Annotated in this window: 23 protein-coding genes and 2 tRNA genes; 3 read left to right on the plus strand and 22 right to left on the minus strand. The window is 58.1% G+C overall.

Annotated elements, in window-relative coordinates; all coding sequences use genetic code 11:
* Positions 1-334: 334 nt before the first annotated feature.
* The 9 genes from rplL to WJU23_RS05905 all read right to left on the minus strand — a co-directional run bounded on the left by rplL (position 335) and on the right by WJU23_RS05905 (position 5,047).
* Entirely contained in the window at positions 335-718 is a 384-nt protein-coding gene (gene rplL, locus WJU23_RS05865) for a 50S ribosomal protein L7/L12 (RefSeq protein ID WP_346331609.1), read from the minus strand.
* Between the two features lie 132 nt (positions 719-850).
* Positions 851-1,369, minus strand: a complete 519-nt coding sequence (rplJ, locus tag WJU23_RS05870; protein ID WP_346331610.1) for a 50S ribosomal protein L10 — start codon at positions 1,367-1,369, stop codon at positions 851-853.
* A gap of 18 nt (positions 1,370-1,387) precedes the next feature.
* Positions 1,388-2,086, minus strand: coding sequence for a 50S ribosomal protein L1 (gene rplA, locus WJU23_RS05875; protein WP_346331611.1), 699 nt, complete (start codon positions 2,084-2,086; stop codon positions 1,388-1,390).
* Positions 2,087-2,134: 48 nt separating this feature from the next.
* Positions 2,135-2,560, minus strand: a complete 426-nt coding sequence (gene rplK, locus WJU23_RS05880; RefSeq protein ID WP_346331612.1) for a 50S ribosomal protein L11 — start codon at positions 2,558-2,560, stop codon at positions 2,135-2,137.
* 69 nt (positions 2,561-2,629) lie between these two features.
* On the minus strand, positions 2,630-3,199 hold the full coding sequence (gene nusG, locus WJU23_RS05885; protein WP_346331613.1) for a transcription termination/antitermination protein NusG: 570 nt from the start codon (positions 3,197-3,199) through the stop codon (positions 2,630-2,632).
* Positions 3,200-3,247: 48 nt separating this feature from the next.
* Positions 3,248-3,469, minus strand: a complete 222-nt coding sequence (locus WJU23_RS05890; protein ID WP_346331614.1) for a preprotein translocase subunit SecE — start codon at positions 3,467-3,469, stop codon at positions 3,248-3,250.
* Positions 3,470-3,516: 47 nt separating this feature from the next.
* Positions 3,517-3,592, minus strand: a tRNA-Trp gene (locus WJU23_RS05895).
* Between the two features lie 119 nt (positions 3,593-3,711).
* Complete coding sequence (tuf, locus tag WJU23_RS05900; protein ID WP_346331615.1) at positions 3,712-4,896, minus strand: elongation factor Tu; 1,185 nt, start codon at positions 4,894-4,896, stop codon at positions 3,712-3,714.
* A 76-nt stretch (positions 4,897-4,972) separates the two neighbouring features.
* Positions 4,973-5,047 (minus strand) — tRNA-Thr (locus WJU23_RS05905).
* Between the two features lie 242 nt (positions 5,048-5,289).
* Here WJU23_RS05905 and WJU23_RS05910 point away from each other — a divergent pair.
* Positions 5,290-5,502 (plus strand): hypothetical protein, encoded by a 213-nt coding sequence (locus WJU23_RS05910; protein WP_346331616.1) that lies wholly within the window; start codon positions 5,290-5,292, stop codon positions 5,500-5,502.
* Positions 5,503-5,564: 62 nt separating this feature from the next.
* Positions 5,565-6,290 carry a VC0807 family protein gene (locus WJU23_RS05915; RefSeq protein WP_346331617.1) on the plus strand — a complete coding sequence of 242 codons (726 nt, stop codon included), beginning with the start codon at positions 5,565-5,567 and terminating at the stop codon, positions 6,288-6,290.
* Between the two features lie 60 nt (positions 6,291-6,350).
* Here WJU23_RS05915 and WJU23_RS05920 read toward each other — a convergent pair whose 3' ends face one another.
* From WJU23_RS05920 to WJU23_RS05930, 3 genes are read right to left on the minus strand one after another with little or no spacing between them, the layout of a single operon-like run.
* Positions 6,351-6,833, minus strand: a complete 483-nt coding sequence (locus tag WJU23_RS05920) for a hypothetical protein (protein ID WP_346331618.1) — start codon at positions 6,831-6,833, stop codon at positions 6,351-6,353.
* A 53-nt stretch (positions 6,834-6,886) separates the two neighbouring features.
* Positions 6,887-7,372, minus strand: a complete 486-nt coding sequence (locus tag WJU23_RS05925; protein WP_346331619.1) for a GNAT family N-acetyltransferase — start codon at positions 7,370-7,372, stop codon at positions 6,887-6,889.
* Between the two features lie 6 nt (positions 7,373-7,378).
* The gene (locus tag WJU23_RS05930) at positions 7,379-8,029 is read right to left on the minus strand and encodes a TIGR02594 family protein (RefSeq protein WP_346331620.1); all 651 of its coding nucleotides are present in this window, start codon (positions 8,027-8,029) and stop codon (positions 7,379-7,381) included.
* Positions 8,030-8,101: 72 nt separating this feature from the next.
* On the opposite strand from WJU23_RS05930, the gene WJU23_RS05935 reads away from it, so the two are divergent.
* Positions 8,102-8,878, plus strand: a complete 777-nt coding sequence (locus WJU23_RS05935) for a nitrilase-related carbon-nitrogen hydrolase (RefSeq protein WP_346331621.1) — start codon at positions 8,102-8,104, stop codon at positions 8,876-8,878.
* Positions 8,879-8,890: 12 nt separating this feature from the next.
* On the opposite strand, the gene WJU23_RS05940 is transcribed toward WJU23_RS05935, so the two are convergent.
* The 10 genes from WJU23_RS05940 to WJU23_RS05985 all read right to left on the minus strand — a co-directional run bounded on the left by WJU23_RS05940 (position 8,891) and on the right by WJU23_RS05985 (position 21,416).
* Positions 8,891-11,470, minus strand: coding sequence for a secretin N-terminal domain-containing protein (locus WJU23_RS05940; protein WP_346331622.1), 2,580 nt, complete (start codon positions 11,468-11,470; stop codon positions 8,891-8,893).
* Between the two features lie 24 nt (positions 11,471-11,494).
* Positions 11,495-12,244: a hypothetical protein gene (locus tag WJU23_RS05945; RefSeq protein ID WP_346331623.1), complete on the minus strand. Its 750-nt coding sequence runs from the start codon at positions 12,242-12,244 to the stop codon at positions 11,495-11,497.
* Positions 12,241-12,762 (minus strand): hypothetical protein, encoded by a 522-nt coding sequence (locus WJU23_RS05950; RefSeq protein WP_346331624.1) that lies wholly within the window; start codon positions 12,760-12,762, stop codon positions 12,241-12,243. The genes WJU23_RS05945 and WJU23_RS05950 overlap by 4 nt, the downstream gene beginning before the upstream one ends.
* Positions 12,759-14,033 carry a hypothetical protein gene (locus WJU23_RS05955; protein ID WP_346331625.1) on the minus strand — a complete coding sequence of 425 codons (1,275 nt, stop codon included), beginning with the start codon at positions 14,031-14,033 and terminating at the stop codon, positions 12,759-12,761. The genes WJU23_RS05950 and WJU23_RS05955 overlap by 4 nt, the downstream gene beginning before the upstream one ends.
* A 121-nt stretch (positions 14,034-14,154) precedes the next feature.
* Entirely contained in the window at positions 14,155-14,778 is a 624-nt protein-coding gene (locus WJU23_RS05960) for a hypothetical protein (RefSeq protein ID WP_346331626.1), read from the minus strand.
* A 77-nt stretch (positions 14,779-14,855) separates the two neighbouring features.
* Positions 14,856-16,448 carry an Rne/Rng family ribonuclease gene (locus tag WJU23_RS05965; protein WP_346331627.1) on the minus strand — a complete coding sequence of 531 codons (1,593 nt, stop codon included), beginning with the start codon at positions 16,446-16,448 and terminating at the stop codon, positions 14,856-14,858.
* Between the two features lie 30 nt (positions 16,449-16,478).
* Entirely contained in the window at positions 16,479-18,746 is a 2,268-nt protein-coding gene (gene mrdA / locus WJU23_RS05970) for a penicillin-binding protein 2 (RefSeq protein WP_346331628.1), read from the minus strand.
* Positions 18,736-19,356, minus strand: a complete 621-nt coding sequence (locus WJU23_RS05975; RefSeq protein WP_346331629.1) for a hypothetical protein — start codon at positions 19,354-19,356, stop codon at positions 18,736-18,738. Before WJU23_RS05975 ends, mrdA begins: the two co-directional genes overlap by 11 nt.
* Before the next feature lie 96 nt (positions 19,357-19,452).
* Positions 19,453-20,313 carry a rod shape-determining protein MreC gene (mreC, locus tag WJU23_RS05980; RefSeq protein ID WP_346331630.1) on the minus strand — a complete coding sequence of 287 codons (861 nt, stop codon included), beginning with the start codon at positions 20,311-20,313 and terminating at the stop codon, positions 19,453-19,455.
* Between the two features lie 71 nt (positions 20,314-20,384).
* A complete protein-coding gene (locus WJU23_RS05985) occupies positions 20,385-21,416 on the minus strand; it encodes a rod shape-determining protein (RefSeq protein ID WP_133796388.1) in 1,032 nt (343 codons plus the stop codon).
* Positions 21,417-21,650 lie beyond the last annotated feature (234 nt).

Here is a 21,650-nt window from a genome sequence, read left to right on the forward strand (position 1 = left end):
TGGCAACGGCGGTGGCGGGGTGCAGGAGGTGAGCCTGCGGGCACTGAGGATCAAGAAATACGGCGGCCAGCGGTAAATTTGACGGATTCAGCGTGAAAATGACGAAGCCAGAACACGGACCGGAGTCCCCGTTCAGGCGGTGAGGCAGATATTACGCTTCCAGCGTCCAGTGCGGCGCTCTCGATTCCGAAGCAGGTGCTACGGGAAACAGGGAGCGGGCGAACCAGGAGGCGGGGCATGCGAGATTTGAAATTTTGCAGAAAGGAGGTTCTTTGAAAGACTCCTTTCAACCCTGGGCCGCCCTTTCGGACGGCCCAGAGGAAAGGACAGGAGGTTACTTGATCTCCACTTTGGCGCCAGCAGCTTCGAGCTTCTTCTTGATCTCTTCAGCTTCTTCTTTCTTGGCACCTTCTTTGACTTTCTGCGGAGCGCTCTCGACGAGCTTCTTCGCTTCAGCCAGGCCGAGCCCGGCAACAACGCCGCGCACTTCCTTAATGACGGAGATTTTGTTAGCGCCGGCATCCACAAGGATGACGTCGAACTCAGTCTTCTCTTCTGCGGCGGCTGCAGGAGCAGCACCACCACCGCCAGCAGCGGCGACAGCGACAGGAGCAGCGGCGCTGACGCCCCACTTCTCTTCGAGAGATTTGACGAGTTCTGCGACTTCGAGGACCGTAAGGCCGCTCAGTTCTTCAACGATTTTTGTAAGGTCTGCCATAATAGTGTGTCGGTATCGCCGTTTCCCGAAGCATCGGGTGATTTAAGAGAGAAAGCTTTCGCTCCGGCAAGGAACCATTGGGTGTTAGGTTCAGGCTCCTGTGGGGGAGCCATCTGATCAAAGGGGTTGGAATTATGCGGCGGCTGCGTCGGCCTTGGCCTGGAGCACGCGCGCCAGGGAGGCGGCAGGCTCGTTGAGGAGGCGGGCCAGCTTGGAAGCCGGGGCCTGAAGAACGCCAAGCAACTGGGACTGAAGCACTTCCTTGGAAGGCAGGTCAGCCAGGGCTTTGATACCGGCGGCATCCAGAAGGTTGCCATCCAGAACGCCGACCTTGACGACGGGCTTGGTGAATTCTGCGGTGAAGTTCTTGAGGATCTTGGCGGCGGCGCAGACGTCCTGGGCACCGGTGACGAAGGCGCTCTGGCCGACGAGGTGGGCTCCGAGGTCGCCAGGATAGCCAGCTTTTTCGGCGGCTTTCTTGACCAGCGTGTTTTTATACACGTGGATTTCGGCACCGCAGCCGGCGAGGCGCTTGCGCAGCTCGGCAAATTTGTCCACCTTCAACCCGGTGTAATCCACAACGAAGAGGAAGGGAGAGGCGTTGACCCGGCTAAGCAGGTCTTCAATGAGGAGTGTCTTTTCAGCTTTCATGGGTGTCTTTCCTCAGGATTACAGTTTCACATACTTGGAGACATCAATGCGCAGAGCAGGCGACATGGTCGCGGCAAGCGTGATGCTGTGGACGTACTTGCCACGGGCGGAAGCCGGCTTGGCACGGACGATGGAGTCAATGAGAGCGGTGCCGTTCTCGGCCAGGGCGCTGACATCAAAAGCGACTTTACCAATGGTGGCGGCGATGTTGCCGTTCTTGTCGAGCTTGAAGTCCACACGGCCAGCCTTGACGGCCTTCACCGCACCGGCCGTGTCGTCGGTGACGGTGCCAGTTCTTGGGTTCGGCATCAAACCGCGAGGTCCGAGCTGCTTACCAAGCTTACGCACTTCGTTCATCGCAGCCGGAGTGGCGATGGCGACGTCGAAATCCATGGAGCCTTCCTTAACTTTGGCGATGAGGTCTTCATAACCCACCAGATCCGCACCAGCGGCTTTGGCGGCATCAGCAGCAGCGCCAGTGGCGAAGACAGCGACGCGAACGCTTTTACCGGAACCGTGAGGGAGGGGGCAAGTGCCACGAACCATCTGGTCGCCCTTTTTAGGGTCCACGCCCATATGGAAGGAGAGGGTCACGGTCTGGTTAAACTTCGTGCCGGGGAGCTTGCGCACGAGTTCGGCGGCCTCTTCGAGAGAAAAGGTTTTTCCTGCCGGAACCATCTCGGCAGCTTTTTTGTATCTTTTGCTTCTTGTTATCATGGGTTGGATGCAGTGCTGGCGAACGGAGGCCGTTCTCCTGCGGTCAGGTTAATCAATGATTTCGATGCCCATCTGGCGGGCGGTTCCGGCCATGATGCGTGAGGCACGCTCAAGGTCAGGGGTATTGAGGTCCACCAGCTTCATCTTGGTGGCTTCCAGGAGTTGGGCCTTGGTGATTTTGGCGACTTTTTTCTTGGCGGACTCACCGGATCCGGAAGCGATGTTGGCCACCTTCTTGAGGATGTTGGAAGCAGGGGGCTGCTTGGTGATGAAAGTGAAGCTCTTGTCTTTGTAAACCGTGATGACCGTAGGAAGGACATCACCGCCGGCCTTCTGGGTGGCAGCGTTGAACTCCTTGCAGAAAGCCATGATGTTCACGCCAGCCTGACCGAGCGCAGGACCGATGGGCGGAGCGGGGTTAGCAGCACCAGCTTTGATCTGGAGCTTGATGAATTTGACGATTTCTTTGGCCATGTTGTTTGTTCGCTTGCTTGAGATTGAGGGGAAGGGCGCCGTTCACTGGAAGGCTGCCTGAGGATGCGATCAGGCTTTTTCGACCTGCCAGTATTCGAGGTCCACCGGAGTGGAGCGTCCGAAGATGTTTACCGAGACACGCAGCACGCCGCGCTCAGGATCAATTTCTTCAATGATGCCGTTCTGGCTCTCGAAAGGACCGTCAGCGACGCGGACGGTGTCACCAACAGTGAAGGCGATCTTCGGCACGACGGAATCGTCCTTGTCACGAACCTGGGCGAGCATGCCGTCCACTTCACGCTGGCGCATGGGAATCGGATGATCCTTGGTGCCGGCAAAGTTGAGGACGCCGTCGGTTTCCTTGACGAAGTACCAGGTGCGGTCAACAAGCTGGTTATGCTCGTTGAGCAGGTAGCAGTTGGCGATCACGTAACCAGGGAAAAATTTCCGATTGGTCTCGGAGCGCTTGCCTTTTTTGACTTCGGAGACACGCTCCGTAGGCACAAGCACTTCGAAGATGTAATCGCCCATCTCTTCTGTCTGGATACGGCGCAGCATGCTGTCACGGACCTTTTGTTCAAAGCCGGAGCGCACGTGAATCACGTACCATTGATCGCGAGGGGCGGGGATAGCTCCCATAAAGTCAATCGGTGAGTAAAAAATTAAAAAAAAGAAAGGTGACTGTAATCAGCCGGCGATCCACTTGGCCAAGGCTTCAAAAGCCCCGCGCAAAGCGGTGTCGAAAAAGGCCACGAAGGCGCCGAGCAGGAGCATCGCGATAAAAACGACGATGGTTGAATCAATCAGTTCCTTGTACTTCGTAAAACCCTTTTCTTTGGGGTCCCACGGCCAGTTGGCTTTTTTGAGTTCAATGTAAACTTCACCAAGGTAGGTGCGGATGCTGCTCATGTGAATCGGGACGTCAACGGAAAATTCTAACCAAAAGTGAGGAAGGATGGCAGGCCAGGAGGGACTCGAACCCCCGACACGCGGTTTTGGAGACCGCCGCTCTACCAACTGAGCTACTGACCTGTATGTGCATTCTTCCTGCGGATTGCGCTTATGTCTGCCTGCCACCCGATGAAGGGGCCGCCGTAAAATCTGTGCGCCAGATTTTACGGCGGCTCGGACAAGCGAACAAAGAACGCAGACTAGTCGAGGATGTCGGCCACACGACCGGCACCCACAGTCTTACCACCCTCACGGATGGCGAAGCGGATGGTTTTTTCCATGGCGATCGGGGTGATCAGCTCGACAGTGATCGAGACGTTATCACCAGGCATCACCATTTCAACACCCTCAGGGAGGGTCACGCTGCCAGTCACGTCCGTTGTGCGGAAGTAGAACTGTGGGCGGTAGTTGTTGAAGAAAGGCGTGTGACGGCCACCTTCATCCTTGGAAAGGACGTAGATTTCAGCCTTGAACTTGCGGTGAGGCTTCACAGAACCTGGCTTGGCGATCACCTGGCCACGCTCGATGTCGGTTTTCTTCACACCACGAAGGAGGAGACCGACGTTGTCACCCGCACGACCTTCGTCGAGCAACTTGCGGAACATTTCAATATCCGTGACGGTGGTCTTGATGGTGTCGCGGATGCCGATGATTTCGACTTCGGACATTTTCTTGATGATGCCACGCTCCACACGGCCAGTGCAGACAGTGCCACGACCTTCAATCGCGAACACGTCTTCAACCGGCATGAGGAAGTCCTGGTCGATCGGGCGCTCAGGAAGCGGGATGTAGTCATCCACAGCGTCCATAAGCTTAAGGATGTTGGCGCGCTGCTCTTCGTCACCTTCGAGGGCCTTCAGAGCGGAGCCTTTGACGATCGGAATGTCGTCACCAGGGAATTCATATTTGGAAAGGAGATCGCGAACTTCCATTTCGACGAGGTCGAGGAGTTCAGCGTCGTCCACCATGTCCACCTTGTTCAGGAAGACCACGATGGCAGGCACACCCACCTGACGGGCGAGCAGGATGTGCTCACGAGTCTGGGGCATTGGGCCGTCGGCAGCAGAGCAAACCAGGATCGCGCCGTCCATCTGGGCGGCACCGGTGATCATGTTCTTCACATAGTCAGCGTGTCCAGGGCAGTCAACGTGAGCGTAGTGACGCTTGTCGGTCTGGTATTCCACGTGAGCGGTGTTGATGGTGATGCCGCGAGCCTTTTCTTCAGGGGCTGCATCAATGTCAGCGTAATTTTTCGCTTCAGCGAAGCCCTTTGTTGCGAGGGTGGTCGTGATTGCCGCGGTCAGCGTGGTTTTGCCGTGGTCAACGTGGCCGATAGTGCCAATGTTGACGTGCGGCTTATTGCGTTGGAATGCTTCTTTAGCCATGAGTTAAGTTGAGGTTGTTGCGCTAGGACTTCTTGTTCGTTTGTCGTGTAACGGCGATTCCTGTGCATGACTCCGCTGGAGCTGATGAAGGGGATTGAACCCTCGACCTCGTCCTTACCAAGGACGTGCTCTACCACTGAGCTACATCAGCAAAATTTAACCGGCGGCGACTCGCGAAGAATCTCCTCCTCTTTCGACAACAAAACCGGGATACAATGTCCTGCCTGCATAACATCAGGCGACAATACACCCCGGCCCTTTTGGTGAAAAAGTGGATTGAGAGTAGTTGGTGATGCGGTCCTGTCAAAGATAATTTATCATCATTTCAGCTAAATATTGAAGAAAAAGTGTCCAGAGCTTGGCAAAAGGCACTTTCCGCAGCAAATAGCGCCTATGACCCGCCCAGAAGCCATTCAGCAAATTCGCGATGCCTGCAAGACGGTCGCACTCCAGTTTATGAAGATCCACCCTGCCCTGCCCCACCTGCAGCATGGAGAAACCATGGCCGACTGCCTCAAAGCGCTGCATGAGATGACGGTTCAGCTTGAGACCATCAAAAAAAAGGTGGGCAAACTGGAGAGGGAGGATGACAGCACGCTGCTCTGAGATTCTGCCACGCTGACCGGCCACCGCCGTCGTTTTGAGTCCTCATTATCAGTTATACCTGCATGCCTCCGCCTAACAAAGAACAGCCCCACCCGCTTACCGACCTTCTCCTGACCATCATCCTGCCATCGGTGATTCTGGAATTCCTGAGCAAACCTGACCGGTTAGGCCCGGCCTGGGCGCTGGTGGTGGCACTCATGCTGCCGCTTGGCTTCGGGATCTACTGCTTCATCAAAAAACGCGGATTGAATTTCTTTTCCGTCCTGGGGCTGGTGGCCATTTTGGTGACCGGCGGCCTGGGGCTGCTGAACCTGAGCGCCGTCTGGTTTGCGGTTAAAGAAGCGGCTTTCCCCGTGTTTCTCGGCCTGGCCTTTCCCTTGAGCTTTGCCTGGGGGAAACCGCTGGTGACAGAGCTTCTGCTGAATCCGCAAGTCATCAACCACAGCCTTTTGCAGGAGAGCCTTGACTCGACCGGAAAGCAGGTGGCTTTCCGCCAGCTTCTCAAAAAAGCATCCTGGGTGCTGATGGGCACGATGATGCTGTCTGCCGTGGCGAACGCGTTGCTGGTTCTCCATTACCTGGAGGGCACCGTGCCGGGGACGGAGGCTTATACGCAGGCCATCGGGCGGCAGAACTGGGTGGGGTTCATCGTCATTGGTGTTCCGATGATGGGGGCGATGATGGCGCTGCTTTTCTGGATGCTGGGACGGCTGCAGGCACTCACAGGGCTGGAGCGTGATGACCTCATGAATCCAGGCAACACCGTGCGGCGGCAGGTGGGAGAATAAAAAACGCACCTCCGGAAGGGAAGTGCGTTTTTGGAAAGGCCTGGGGAAAGCTGTCGGCTGTTACTGCGGACCACGGATGTATTCCGTCACGCGACCGCTGCGGAAGGAGACCGTGGCCGCCTTGTAGGGCACGTAGGTGACGGTAGGGCCGTAGCCGCCCCAGAAGGGATCCCAGGCACCATAATAGCCCCAACCACGTCCATAACCCCTGCCCCAGCCAAAGCCAGGCCCCCAGCCGAAATTGTCCACGAAGACGGGCTGCGTACCCACATAGGTCCATTTTTCCAGCTTGGCACCTTTTTGGCTGCCCTCAGCCACCTGGTCGGGACGCCCCCAGGCGAGGAAGACACCCTCTTTGTTCAGTCCTTCGCGAATCCTCCCCTGGGCGACCAGGGCTTTGTCGCTGTCGGTCAGCTTGCTGTAAATCTCGGGATTCCGCTCGATGCGCCGCTCAATGGGAGAAGCGCAACTGGCCAGGCCGAAAAGAAGGCACAGGCCCAATGCCGTCCGAAGAGCGGCTGAAGTAAAAAGTTTTGTTTTCATCACAATGGATATACGCTGGCGTGGAAGCAGTTGACCGCATGATTGGTGGGCAATCAAAGCAGCATTGCAAAATGCACCTGGCGGCCGATTTCTTCAAAACCGCAGCTCGGATATAAGTTCTGGCCGATGACATTGGAAGCCATGGTCTCAATCTTGGCCACTTTCATGTTCTGGTCCCGGAAGTAATCCATGGCATGATGAATAAGGCGCCGGCCCAGGCCAAGACCGCGGGCGGCCTCGACGACCGCCAGATTGGGGATGCGGCCGATGGAATTGATGCGGTCCACCCGGGTGGTGATGTAGCCCAGGATCTCACCACCGCGCTCTGCGACGAAACAGCCATCCGGGTTGGCCGTGCAGTCGTCATTGATGTTGTCCGCTTTGCGCGCTTTCCAGTCACGCTCGTTCCAGATGCCCAGGCGGTCCTCCAGCATCTGGTCAAGCGCCACGGCGCCAAATGAATCTACGGTGATCTGGCGGAGCAGTTCCAGATCCTCAGGACGGTAATGCCGGATGGCGACGGGAAGTTCGGGGGTCATGATGGGTTAGAAAGGCCAGCGATAGGGGGCGTTGTGGATGAGCTTGCTTTTTGGATACGGACTGATGCGCACCTGGTTTGCGGAGTTTCCGCTCAGCAGCCACACGTTGGTGGCATCCATGGCATGAAGAAAACCGATGTGACCGCTGCCGGCCTGGTCTGTCGTCAGGGGCTGAAGGATACAAATGGCCCCATAGGTGGCGGCGACGGGCCGGCCCCAGCCCCACCAGTCCGAGACGCGGGCGCTTTTCTGCCCTGGATAGCCTGATTTCCACAGGCACCAATAGGCGAAGGCCGCACACCACGGTGTCTCATCCTTTAGCATGGATCCTGTGAGGCCGACGTTGCGGAGGTATTCAATGATGCGCGGATGGTGCTGGGTGCCGGGCCACTCCTGGACACCCTGCTCCATAATGGCGATCTGCATCCAGGGAGGCGGGGCGTTAAAGCCCGCCGGCTGTGCCGTGGCAGGCTCGGCCGGCTGGCCGGTCACCACGCCAGCAACGTTTAAAATCTGCCCGGGAAAGAGGACTTTGCAGTTGTTGGTGCCATACTCGCAGAGGCCAGGATTGGCTTTCTGGAACTGCGCCAGGGACATCCCAAACTTCCGGGCAATCTTGGTTGGATTATCTCCAGGCTGGACGATGTATTGGGACATGCGGGAGGTTTTATCCGAGCTTTGGAGAAAAGCCAAGGTGAATGAAGCTCCTGCGAAAATCCCTGTTTCAAAATGCACATTCACGCAGTTCAGCTTGATCCGGTCTGGGAAAACAAGCAGGCCAGCTTTGCAAAGGTCCATGCGCTCCTGGCAGGGGCCCCTCCCCTGCCCGGCTCGCTGATTGTGCTGCCGGAAATGTTTGCCACCGGATTCAGCCATCAACTGGCTGTGACACGGGAGCCTGAGGGTGGTGAGACGGAAAGTTTTTTAAAGGCCGTGGCCGCCCAGTGGCAATGCGCCGTGCTGGGCGGGGTGGTGACACCCGGACCGGAGGGAAAAGGTTATAACCAGGCAGTGGCGGTGGCACCGGACAGCCGCATCCTCGCGCGCTACACCAAAGTGCATCCTTTTAGCTACGGACCTGAGGCGGAGGTCCACGCGCCAGGCATCGGCCCGGTGGTGTTTGAATGGGCGGGAATTAAAATGGTTCCGCTGATCTGCTATGATCTGCGGTTCCCAGAACTGGCCCGTGAGGCACTGAAGCAAGGCGCTGAGCTTTTCATCTACATCGCCGCCTGGCCAGCCCGGCGGACCGGCCACTGGCTGGCCCTGCTGCAGGCGCGGGCGATAGAAAACCAGGCCTATGTGCTGGGGGTGAACCGCTGTGGCCAGGAGCCGGAGACGGGCTACAGCGGGCGCAGTTCAGTCATAGACCCGCAAGGCGTGATCATCGCGGATGCCTCCGACGGAGAGAAGGTGCTCACGGCAGAACTGCGGCCGGAGACAGTCCGCAGCTGGCGGCGGGAGTTCCCGGCCGTCAAAGATTTTATCGCGAAGGCACAGGTTTGAAGCCGGACAAATTTACTGCCCCATGTAAACGGGTTTGGGCGCTTCAATGTCGGGCTCTTCACGGCTGAAAATTTTGCGAAGCATGGAGCTGATGCGGTTTCGTTTGGCGGGTTGCAAGGCGGCCTGCTTGGCGGCCTCAGCGGCCTGGCGGTCCATGTTTTTCTCGTGGTCAAAGAAGGCCATGGATTCCTGCCCGAAGGGGCTGGTACCAATGCCGTCCGCAGGCGTCGGAGGCAGGTCAAACTGGCTCTCGACAATGCGGGGCTGGATAAAAATGAGCAACTCACGGCGGTCCTTGTCATCACTGGTGGAGCCGGTGAGATACTTCAGGAGGGGAATGTTGGCCAGGAAGGGCACGTTGACGTTGTTCTTCTCCTGGCTTTCGCGGATCAGACCGCCAAGCAAAACGGTGGAGTTGTTTTTGCACATCACCACGGTGTTGAGCTGCTGCTTGGTCAGCACCGGGTAGGTGTTTTCAGCGATGACGGTGCTGCCGGCCACTTCGCTGTTTTCCTGGGAGATCTGCAAGGTCAGTTCATCTGAGGAATTGATGAGGGGAATGATGTTCAGACTGAGGACCACGTCCTGGTAGGCCACGTTGGATAGCAGGCCGTTGTTAGCGCCGCCACCGACAAACCCCTGGGTGGAAGTGGCGATGGGAAAGGAGGAACCGCTGCTGATGTTGGCAGGCGTGTTGTTCATGGTGAACACGGAAGGCCGGGAAATGACCTTGAAGTCATCACGGCTGTGCATGGCGCTGAGAATGACGTCAATTCCCTCACGAATGCCCCCGTAAAAAGTCAGCCCGGAACGTGAGGCCAGATCAGCCAGAGGGATGGGCAGCCGGGGGTCCAGAGGCGTAATTGAATTGCCAAGCTGACCGGCAAGACCTGCGGTGGCCCCGGTCTCGGTGCCATTGCGGCGTGCGCGGATGAGAGTTTCGATACCGAAAGACTCTTCACGGCCAAGCTGGATCTCCCCAATGACGGCGGAGATGAGGATCTGCTGCGGGCGGCGGTCCAGTTCATCCAGGATTTCATTCAGGATGCGCAGGTGCTCCGGCGGACCGGAAGCGAACAGGGAGTTGGCGGTAGGATCGCTAATGAGGAGCGTCTTCCCGACCACCAGAGAGGTAGGGCCGTTGTTAGTCCGCAGCGGCTGGAGATTGCCTCCTCCGGAGCCAAAACCGCCACCCGCGCCGCCAAAACCGCCGCCGCTGCTGCCGAAGCCGCCGCCGCTGTTGTTAAAGCCGCCACTGGAACTGCCAAGTCCGCCGCCAGTGTTATTGCCGAAACCGCTGCCGCCGGTGTTGCCAAAAAGGCCGCCACTGGTGCCACCGGTGCCTGTGCCGGTATTGTTACGGTTGTTGGTACCGCTGCTGGGCTGTCCCAGGCTGTTGACACCGCCGCCAGCGCCAGAGCCGCCCCCATCGCCTTCCGTGCGTGAGATGGCATCGCTGATGATGCCCATAGCCGCTTCGACTCCAAGATACTTCAGCGTGCGGGAAACAAAGGTGCGCAATTCGGAAGCAGAATCGAGCTCTGTCACCAGGGTTTCAATGTATTCGGCGGTCTCGGGCATGGCAATGACCAGGAGACGGTTCGTGCGGGGGATCGCCAGGATCTTTGGATCCACTTCGGCTGCGGCGGAGCCGGTGCTCTCGGTGGGAAGCGGGGCAAGCTGCTGCTGGGGAACCATGCCCGGCTGAGCCTGGATGTTAGCCCGGGTACCGGGTGCGCCGGAAGCATTGTCCTTCTCATCCAGTCCAAGGATCTCATCCAAAGCGGCTTTGACATCCTCCGCATCGGCACGGACAAGCTGGATGCGCTTGGTCACAGTGGCTCCGGGCTTGACGTCCAGACGGTCCAGCAGTTCCAGGATGGAGCGGATGGTGCTGCTGTTTTCGACAATGACGAGCGCCTTCGCATTCGGCACCGGTGTGATGGAACCATAGGAGTGACGCGGGATGATGGTATCAATCGCCTTGACCGCATCTTCGGGATTCAGATACTTGAGAATGGCGACGTAACTGACCACCTGGTCCGTTTCTGGAAGGTCGGCCATGGATTCAAAAAGCGGCGCGCCGTCGCTGGTGGGCTTTTTGTCAGAACCGAGGATCTTCACCATGCCGTCCCCTGCCGGAACGAAGGAATAACCGTTCAGCAAAAGGCTTTTTTCGATGAACATGATGGCGCGGTCCTTGGGCAGCTCACCGGTGGTCTCGATGGAGACGGTGGCCTGCTCAATGCTGGCATCGCGGATGATTTTAAGGCCGGTCAGCTCTTCATACACGAGGAGGATCTGGGAAAGCGGGGTGTTTGGAAACTGGAGTTCCACACCGCCGCCGGGCTTCACTGCATCTTCCGGACGGATGGCGGTGCGTTCTTCACCGGCAGCCGCCGGGGTTCCTGCGGGACGCTGGGCAGAAGAAGGAGGGGCTCCAGGCCGCTGACGGTTGAACCCGCTGCCGGGAGGTGGCGTCGCATTCGGGTTGGTGGGCCGCTGCAACTGCGGCGGAATCTGCGCCAGCAAAGGAGCCGCACCCACCAGAAGGCAGGCGATCAGAAAAACGCGATGGAAAAGATAAATCATGTCAAAGGGCTGGCGGAAAATGGCTTACTGGGGCGGAGACGGCGGCTGGGGAGGTGGCGCGGGAGGCACCGGTATCAAATTACGACGGCGGGAAATGGTGGGCGGGCTGGCCGGGGACTGCGGACTGACCGCAGGAGCGACCCCAGGCCGTGGTGGCAGCCCGGACGATGGCAAACCCTGCAAGCCGGGCTGCGCCACATTCACCGGCTGGCCAGGCTGACCTGGACGGGCGTTTGGATTGACTCCGGGCGGGGCGGTCGGCGCTTTGAAAGTCTGGTTGATGGTGACCGGCTTGGAGGTCAGATTTTCATCATACTTGAGCGTGCCCCTGACATTGCCTTTCTCGATCTCCACCGAAGCCTCATTGCGGTTGCGGTTAAAATTGGCCTGAACCAGGCGAAACTCGCTGTTAGGCCCATCTTCATTGGTGACGCGTTTAAAATCGCCTGTCTGCTTGTTCTGAAGCCCGATGGAGATCTTTCCCGTCTCGCTTTTGAACATGCTGGAAAGGGCCCAGTCCTCGGTCCAGTTCTTCGTCGGAGCAGCGGTTCTGGTCGTGATTTTGAGGAACGGATTGGTTTTCCAGGTGTTTTGATAACGGGTACCAGGGTAGGCTTCAGGAATGACTTTTTCATCCAGGACGGAGGGTGCCGTCCCGATGATTTCCCCGGTCTCTTCCTCGACTTCGTAAGCAGGGTCTTCCATGTCGTCCTGAGCGGATGCGCGATCCAGGCCCCAAGCACCCAGCACTAAAAGCAGAATGAATAATCTCATAACGGCAGGCGGAACCATTTCTGAATGTTCATGTTCACGGTGACCATCGTCGTGTCGTCGTCTTTGGGACTCATGGTCAGCGTGGGGATACTGATGTAGGCATCGGGCTTCTGCAACGCGTGCAACCACTTGTTCATATCTTCCCAGGTGGCAGTCGCCTGGATGGTGAAGGTGGAAGAGACAATGCCGGCTCTCTCGGACGGCTCGATGGGCTGGGTCTGGTCCAGTTCAATTCCGTACTCCGCAGCTGAATCAGTGAGCTGGTTCAAAAATTTATTATCCGTGTCACCGCGGCTGGTGAAAAGCGGCTGCTTTTCAGCCAACCAGGTGAAACGCTGATTCCAAAAATCTTTTTGAGCCAGCAGGTCTTCCGCCTCAACACGGCGGGTCTCCATCTCAATGGAACGAAGGTCCACCGTTTGTTTCCATGCCCTGAGTTTGGTCAGGCCGACAAAAGCACCGCCGAATACGACGACGGCACCGAGCCCAAGGGCGAGACGTTGTTCACTGGCGGTCATAGAGTGGTCACCTCCAGGTCCTGGTCCACATCCGGAAGACGCGCCTCAGCACGGAAAGTGGCCGTTCCATCATTGAGGTTAATAGGTTGGGGGAAGTCCCAGACCCAGCGTTTGAATGGTTCATGGGAGATGAGTTTTTCACGGAAGTCAATGCCGTGTCCGAGGCTGGAAGCCACTCCGTCAATGACCATGCCGTCTTCACGCACTTCAAAACGGGTGATGCGGATGTTTTGCTCAGGCAACAAGCCAACCAGCTGATGGAGGGACTCCACCGGATACTCCTCCGGGGAAATGGCAAAGCGCATGTCTTCCCAGGCAGCCTGGGCATCGCGGATGGTGGCCAGCTCCGGTTCCAGGGAATCCAGGCGGGCCAGTTCCTGCTCAACCGCATGATCACGCAAGGCCACGCGCGCCGCAAAGGCACCCAGTGCGGCCACCATAACGAAGGCGAATGCCAGCGCTCCCATCATGATCATGTGGCGCTGCTGGCGGTCCAGCCTGTCCTTCACTACAGGGGCGGGAATGAGACGCGAGGCATGGGCAGGGAGCGAAGGGATCTGCTCCTCCCGTAAAGTGACCGGGATGTCCAGTTCGTCGGTGAAACTTTCGGTTAGAATGTCCTCCATGGGAGGCACAGGTTCCTCACCCACGACGGCTTCCGGTTGCAGAGAGGTGCTGACGATGGCCAGCTTTTGGATGTCTGGTGACAGGCCGCCAAGCTCAAGCGATGCCAGGATGCAGCGGATCTCCGCAGCCGCATCGGCATCCAGCACGCGGGCGGCAAGTGCCTGGCAATGCAGCGGCGCCCCCGATTCATGCGGAATGGCCAGCACAAGGGTGCCTGCCTCGCGCCAGATGAGGGCCTCTCCAGGCTGCAACTGATGAAATGCCACGGACGGGGCGAACTTCGCATTGCCGCCTTCTTCAAGGATGTCCGCAGGGAGAGAGGACACCTGAATAAAGCTGATGGAGCGCTGGTCACGCTCGTCCTCACCCAGGTTCCAAAGGTCAAAGTTGTTCGTATCCGCTGTCTCCTGGCCAAAGCCGGCCGCTTCCAGCTCAAGCTGGGCCATGGCCTCGCGGCGTCCGGAGTCCACCCCCTGAAAGCGAAAGGGCACTGTGACGAGGCTGCGCGCGGGAAGGGCGATCCAGGCGGTGCCCCGGCGGGAGCGGGATTCATGTTCTGCCTTGGCAATACTGCCGCCACGCAGACGCCATGCACGAAATCCCTCCTCGTGGGGAATGAGCATGAGATCGTCAGAATTTTTCATGGGGCCGATTAGTAGAGCCTGAAGGATAACAAAAGCCTGTGCAGCATGCAAGGCAGGAAGGGGAGACAGCCGTTTCCCGGAGTCGGTTCAAACATTCATGTCTGCACCCGGCATCCGGAAACTATTCCTCAAGCGATTTCAGTTCCTCTTCGGCCCATTTGTCCCAGGCGGCATAGTCGTTTTCAAAGTCATCACCCGCCAGGATGGTCAACACATTGCGAACCTCCTCGTTTTGAGGATGCTCAGGATTTTTGAGGATGTTCATGAACAGCGGGAGCTGCAGGGCGCGGTCACGGTTCATCAAATCAGAGAAGAGCACCTCAATGACATCCGGGTTCATTTTGGGATCCACCAGGAAGCCTGAAATCAGGTTGTAATTTTCATCCTCAGTCAGGTTGACCAGGTGCTGGCTGGCATTCACCTGGGCTTCACCATTGAGCTTTTTAACCAGCTCATGCAGGTCACGGGCCATTTCAGGGATCTCTTTGTCGGTCCGCAAGATGGCATCAATCATTTCATCCCCTTCTTCCACCGTCGTGAGCTGGGTGGCGGTGCCGGTGGCTGGCGCGGGGGAAAGGGGCCGGGGTGCCAGAGGCTGGATGTCCGGTTTCGGTTCCGGATCCTGCCGCGTCTCGACGACAGCAGGAGCCCCTGGCTCAGAGCCGGCATACTGCCAGCCAAAGTAGAGCGCGGCGGCCAGAAAAAGACCGGCGGCACCGAAAATGATTTTTGTCTTAGGGGACATGGAGGCGGAAGGCATGGTCAGTATGACAAGCAGCAGATTGAAGTTTGTTCAAATCCATTCAGGCATTTCTGCCCGGATCAATTGCGAATTTCTTCTCCTGTAGCGGCATTGGCCAGTTTCATTTCTTCGCGGTGCAGGCTCGGATCGCTGCGGAAAGTGAGGCGGGCGCCGTATTTGCGCTCCAGGTCCACCAGCAGTTCCCCGTCCTCCGTTTTGAGGCGCTGCATGACCTCCGGATGGACGATGACCAGGAGGCTTTTTTGATCTTCCTTGCCCCGGCCGAGAATGGCGATGAGACGGCGCTGCAGTTCCACGCTCATGGTCATGGTGGTCTTCACCTGGCCATGGCCTTTACAATAGGGGCAGGGTTCATAAAGGGCGCTGCTGAGGCTTTCATGCAGGCGCTGGCGGGTCATTTCCATGAGGCCAAACTGGCTGATGGGCAGGACCTGGGTCTTGGCTTTGTCACGCTTCAGATGGTCGAGCATGAACTTGTACACCGCCTGCTGATCCTTGCGGTGCTTCATGTCAATGAAGTCCACGACGATGAGTCCGCCCATGTTGCGCAGGCGGAGCTGGCGGGCCACTTCCTGGGCGGCTTCCAGGTTGGTATCCAGCAGCAGCTTGTCTTGGTCCTTGGCACCTTTGTTACGTCCAGTGTTTACGTCAATGGAGACCAGGGCTTCGGTTTGATCAATGACGATGTAGCCGCCGCAAGGCAGCCAGACCTGGCGGTAAAAGGCGTTATCAATCTGCTTCTGGATGCCGTAGTGCTCAAAGAGGGCGGTCTGCCCCTGGTAATGGGTGATGCGACTCTTGGCACGGCGGGAAATCTGGGCCGCCATTTTCTGCATGCGCTCGACAGTGGCCTGGTCATCACAGGCCACTTCGTCAATTTCTTCGGTGAGGAAGTCACGCACGGTGCGCTCAATAAGCTCCGGCTCCTGGAAGCAGCAGACGGGGGCTTTCTGGCCGTCCCGCTTGGCGACGATGTCATTCCACTGCTCGATGAGAAGGCTGAGATCACGAATGATGTGGCGGGCACGTTTGCCTGCGGCCTCGGTGCGCATGATGAGGCCCATGCTTTCAGGCAGGTTGACCTTTTCGATGATTTTGCGCAGGCGGGCGCGCTCCTTGGGGTCTTCCACCTTGCGGGAAATGCCGAACTGGTCGTTCTGCGGCATGAGGACGAGAAGCCGGCCAGCCAGGGAGATGTTGGTCGTGACCCGCGGGCCTTTGTTGCCGATGGGACCTTTGGTGACCTGCACCATGATCTCTGAACCGACGGGATACAGATCCGGGATGTCCTTGGCCTCAATGCGCTTGCGCTTTTTCTGCTGGCCACCGCGCGTCACCTCTTCCATGCCCTGGTTGGAAAGGGCTTCAGGAATGGCATCCCAGAAATGCAGGAAGGCGTTTTTATCCAAGCCGATGTCAATGAACATGGCCTTCAGGCCCTGCTCGATGTTTTTGACGCGGCCCTTAAAGATGGATCCCACGATGGTGCTGGTACCGACACGTTCAATCGTGTATTCCTCCAGCACACCGTTGTCCAGCAGCGCCACGCGGTTCTCCAACTTTTCACAGTTGATGACCAGGCGGGTGCCGCTTTTGATGTCTTTTTTTCCGGTGATGAACTCTTTGATTCGTTGCACAATTCCAAGGGGCATAAAGATAAGTCGGTTGAAGATAAAAGTTTTCTACTGGCGGAATAGCCGACGGAAAAAACCACCACCGGGGGATGATGGAGAAGATTCGTCCGTGCTGTTTCCACGGTTAAAAAGCGGGGCTCTGCGAACAGGCTCGGCTTTTTTGACCGCACGGTTGGAACTGGCACTGGACGTCCCTTGCTGGTCGGCCTCCCTACGAATGCTTGGCGCACTGCGGATGCGGGGCGCCTCGTCAGTAGATGCATTGGCGGGCTCGTCGGTGCCCGTGTCTCCATCTTCGTCCGCCGCAGCAACAAGCGGGACGCCGATGTCAGAATAAGTGATTCCCTCGATGAGTTTGAAGTTCCCCTCCACCTCTCCGAGCGGCTCCGGGGTGACCTGGTAGCCGTTTTCCAGGGCCAGCGCCTGCTCCATCACACGATGGGCCACCGGGGCGGCAGTGCCGCCTCCGGATTTGCCACCCTGCACGAGGATGCAGATGGCATATTTGGGATTAACGTAGGGGGCAAAGGTGATGAACAGGGTGTGGTTGTCCACCACGCGGACATTTTTCTCATTGCGGCGCCAGTTCTGCGCGGTGCCGGTTTTACCAGCGACCTCCACACCCGGGATGCGCGCGCCACGGGCGGTGCCGCCTGAATCATTGACTACTTTCCACATGCCTTTGCGCACCATTTCCAGGGCCTTGGGCTCGAAGTGCTGGGAGAGGTCCGAACGCAGGACGGGCTTGTGCTCCATCACCAGTTCCTCATGATCCATGACGCGGTGCAGAAGATGAGGGACGAAAGATTTGCCGGAGGCGACGGCAGCGGTCACCGAGGCCATCTGCAGTGGGGAGGCTTCAACCGAACCCTGGCCAATGGAAGTATTGGCGGTGTAGCCGGAACTCCAGCGGTCCCTCGGACTGGTCATCCGCAGCCAGGCCGGGTTGGGAAGAATGCCGGGCATGTCCTCCTCCAGCTCAATCCCTGTCCGCTCACCGAGGCCGAGCAGCTTGCCCACCTTGGTGATGTTATCAATGCCGGCGCTGTTGCCATACTGGTAAAAGAAGCAGTTGCATGAGCGCATGAGCGCATCACTCAGGTTCAGCGATCCATGGGAGCCGCCGCTCTGGCGCTTGATCCAGCATTGCATGGCCTTGCTGCCATAAGTGACACTGCCGCTGCAATTGAAGTTCCGGTTCTGAATCCCGGCCAGGCAGCCGGCCAGGGCGATGGGCACCTTGTAGGTGGAGCCTGGCACATAAGGACGGGTGGCCCGGTTCATCAGGGGCACGGTGAGATTGTTTGTCAGCACATCCCAGTCTGCCTGGCGGATGCTGGGGATGAAACGGTTGGGATCGTAACTAGGTACGGAGGCCATCGCCAGCACATCTCCGGTCTGTGGCTGGATGACCACCACGGAACCCCGTCCGACATTGCCGTCACGCAGCGCTTTTTCCGCGATGTACTGGATGCGGGCATCCAGGGTGAGATAAACATCATTGCCTTTGCGCGGCTCTTCAAAGCTGAGCTCGCCAACGATGCGTCCGCGCTCGTTCACCTGCATGGTGCGCACGCCGGGCTTGCCACGCATGTACTTATCGAAGCTCTTTTCCACGCCAGCACCGCCGTAATCATCCGGCAGGTAGTAGTCCCAGCCTTTGCGCTCCTCCACCGAGACGCGCTGGTCGTCAGGAAGACGGACATAACCCATGATGTGACAGGCCATAGCGCCAAAGGGGTACACCCGGCTGCCGCGCTCTGCCACGGTCACTCCAGGCAGGCCCAGATTGTGCTCGGCAAACTGGCTGAATTCCGAAAAGGACAGACTGTCCTGGTAAACCCAGGGAATGACGCCGCCGAAACTGCGGTAATGAATGCGCAGGGCATCTGAATAATTGGGTGCGGGGAGGCCCATCTCCTCCAGCCGTGCGATGATGAGCTCCTGAAACATGCGGACGATGTCCGGCTCCTGCTTTTTACGCGGCAGGCCGCGATCCATGTATTCAAAAGGGACGGTGGGGATGTCCAACTTCTTGACGCGGCACTGGCGTGCATACTCCTCATACACCTCGCGCAGGTTCACACGCACTTCGAAGCTGGCCTTGTTGGTGGCCAGTACGATGCCGTTGCGGTCCTTGATCTCGCCGCGCACACCCGGGATGCGGGCGCGGAGCTGCTTGGCCTCAGGAACTTTGTTCACGAACTCTTCATGCCGGACGATCTGGAGAGTCCAGAGGCGGTACATGAGAAGGCTGAACCCGCACATCATGGCGAGGGTCAGCAAGTAGAGACGGAAGCGGTATTTAACGACCATCGAATGAGTACCTCAGGCCTTCGTATTTAATTTCGTATCGTGACAGACCCGCCAGGGAATACAGCAAAAGAAAAATCAGGGGGGCTGCCAGCATGGCCAGCAGGGTGTCAGTGATCATCTTGGTCCAGACCATCTGGGGAAAATAGATGCTCCCGCGCAGGAAGGTCATGACGAGATATTCAATGAGCAGCCAGGCAAAGGTGGTGAAGCCCACGAGCAGCACGGGCAGCTCCAGACGCCCGCGCTTGAACAGCGGCCGCACGCCCTGCATAAAGGTGCCCAGCAGCCCGAACAGAAGGATGGAGAGGCCAAAGCCAAAACCACCGCCAGCCATGTCCAGTTCGGGCAGATGAGAGCCCGAACTGATGAATGAATGAACTGCCTGCCCCTGCGGCTCGAAAACGCCTGGCACATACCTGGCATCCCAGATGAAACCTGTGACGAAGGCCATGAACAGCATGACCGGAAACGGTACGGCCACTGAGGCGGCGAAGAAAAACACCGGCGGCAGGAACAGCGTGGCATACTGGGCCATCGGTATCCCCGGAATGAACTCCTGCACCGCAAAGGTGAGCAGCAGCAAAAGGAATGTGACGGGATAAAAAATCATGGCCTCGGGTGATGACGAACCAGACCCGCCGCAGAAGCGGCACAAGCCGCTCCTGGCTGCAGGATCATGTCAGTCTCCAGGTTCATTTTAAACACATCATTGGTTCGGCACAGCCGCCTGCGGTGCGGTTTCAACGGTTGCCTCCGGCTCCGTCACCGGCTGCATCTCCACGACAAAGACATGCTCCAGAAGCGCAAAGTCCACGGCCGGCTCCACAATGGCCTCGCCGGAAAGATCCCGGTTTTCAAAGCGCTTCACACGTCCGATGAGAAGACCGGCCGGGAAAACGCCGCCTTCACCTGTGGACACGACATTGGCGCCGGGATTGAGAAGGATGTTCTTGCTCAGAAACCGGAGGCGCAGATCAGGACGCATGTCCAGCCCGGCCCGCTCACCGGCCAAAATGCCCTGCTCATGGCTGCCTTCAATTTTGGCCGACACCCGGCACATTTCATCCGTCAGCAGAATGATCTCCGCCATGTGCGGAGCCAGCTTGCCGGTCTTGCCGATGAGGCCGGCTGCACTGATGACCGGACTGTCGGTCGCCAGGCCGTCCAGCGCCCCCTTGTCAATGATCATGCTGTTCCACCAGGTAGAAGAGACGCGCTTGATCACCCGTGCGGCGGTCATCTTGAAGGGGGCCGCCTCCTGGAACTGCAACTGGCTGCGCAGTTTGTTATTCTCCTCAAGAGTCTGCGCATACTTTTGGGAGATGATGCGCAGCCGTTCCACCTCGATCTGCAGGCGCTCGTTTTCACGTGCCAGCTCACGAGGGTCCTCCACCGTTGCTGAGGAACCGGTGACACTCTGCTCCACCGCCGCACTCGAATGAATGAAGGGTGAGAGCACGGTCATGGTGCGGCTCTGAATGTCCCGTGTGACCGGGGTGTCCAGAGTAAACACAGATACCACCGCCGCGATGAAGAGCAGCAGCGCCAGGATGTTGAGCTTTTTCATGGTTCAGCCTTTTCCTCCCGTTCAGCCTAACAATGGATTGAACAAGATCAGGTTTGCGCTTCCATCAGTCATCACACTTCCGTGGTGCTCACCTTGCGCAGGAACTCCAGCTCGCTGAGCACACGTCCGGTGCCTTCGCCCACGGCGCTGAGAGGATCCTCGGCCACGTGCACCGGCAGTGCGGTCTCCTCTTGAAGCAGCTTGTCCAGACCGCGCAGCAGCGCACCGCCGCCGGCCAGCATGATGCCGCGGTCCACAAGGTCGGCGGAGAGCTCCGGCGGGCAGCGCTCCAGCGTGGTGCGGACTGCATCAATGATGGCATTCAAAGGTTCAAGCATCGCCTCACGCACTTCCTGGCTGGTGATGGTGATGGTCTTCGGCAGGCCGGCGACCATGTCGCGTCCCTTCACTTCCATGGTGGTTTCCTTGCCCAGAGGAAACGCGGAGCCGATGCGCAGTTTGATCTCCTCCGCCGTGCGCTCACCGATCATGAGGTTGTAGGCACGTTTCATGTAATTGATGATGGCCTCGTCCAGCTCATCACCGGCCACCCGTACGCTGCGGCTGTAAACGATGCCGCTGAGGGAGATGATGGCCACCTCCGTGGTGCCGCCGCCAATGTCCACGATCATGTTGCCGGCCGCTTCCTGCACGGGCAGGCCCACGCCGATGGCAGCAGCCATGGGTTCTTCGATGAGGTAAACCTCACGCGCTCCGGCCTGCTCGGCACTTTCTTTAACGGCGCGCTTTTCCACTTCGGTAATGCCGGAAGGCACGGCGATGACCACACGCGGACCGCGCATGGCGCGGCGGTTGTTATGCACTTTACGGATAAAGTGGCGCAGCATGGCCTCCGTCACACGGAAGTCTGCAATGACACCATCTTTCAAAGGACGGATGGCGGTGATGCCGCCAGGGGTTCTCCCCAACATGCGTTTTGCATCATCGCCCACGGCGACGACTTCATTGGTGCCTGTTTTTACGGCGACCACAGAGGGCTCGCGGAGCACGATGCCATGATCTTTGACGTAAACGAGGGTGTTTGCAGTTCCGAGGTCAATACCGATATCGTTGGCGACGAAGCCAAAAAGTTTGCCGAGCATGATGAGCTGTAGAAATTGTTGAGATTGAAAATGAGCTGCGGACCCTGTGCGGTAGTGGAAGAGATCCCGCTTTTTTCAGTTCACAAAAGCAGCGCCACCCACGGGCTCCTGACAGGCGGCGAGTTTAAGGGCGGCGTTTTTTAGGGTCAAGGAGAGATTCCCCACGGTGGAAAAGAGGTAAACAGCCTGTGAAAGAGGCTTGAATCCAGGCTTTAAGCGCCAAAGAGGATGTCG

The sequence above is a fragment of the Prosthecobacter sp. SYSU 5D2 genome (genome assembly GCF_039655865.1).
Lineage (GTDB): Bacteria > Verrucomicrobiota > Verrucomicrobiia > Verrucomicrobiales > Verrucomicrobiaceae > Prosthecobacter.